The organism is Corallococcus sp. AB038B, assembly GCF_003668955.1.
Taxonomy (GTDB): domain Bacteria; phylum Myxococcota; class Myxococcia; order Myxococcales; family Myxococcaceae; genus Corallococcus; species Corallococcus exiguus.
In genome coordinates this window covers 1-427 of the sequence record NZ_RAWO01000160.1, presented here as the reverse complement: position 1 = coordinate 427, position 427 = coordinate 1, and the positions used below count along the sequence as shown (strand labels likewise).

Genomic DNA, 427 nt, shown 5'->3' with positions numbered 1-427 from the left:
GTGAAGGCAATCTTGCGGCGCAGCGCCCAGTCCGCCACCGTCTCCGGGTCCACCTGCACCAGCGCGGTGACGAAGGCTCGACGGTCGCCAATGGCCACCGCCTCCTTGATGTACGGACTGTTCTTCAGCGCGTTCTGGATGCGCTCGGGCGACAGGTTCTTTCCGCCGGAGGTGATGAGGATTTCGCGCTTGCGGCCGGTGATGCGCAGGTAGCCGTCCGCGTCGACCTCGCCCAAATCCCCGGTGCGCAGCCAGCCCTCCGAATCACGGACCTCGGCGGTGGCCTCCGGCTTGTTGAGGTAGCCGAGGAACACGTTGGCCCCGCGCACGAGCACCTCGCCGTCCTCCGCGAGCCGACACTCCACGCCCGGCACGGTGCGCCCGACGGTGCCCAACCGCGTTGCGCCCGGGATGTTGAGGTGGCTGG

At 68.9% G+C, this 427-nt stretch carries 1 pseudogene; it reads right to left on the bottom strand.

Annotated features, from left to right (window positions below):
* Positions 1 to 427, bottom strand: a pseudogene (locus D7Y04_RS42880) (AMP-binding protein); the annotation flags it as partial.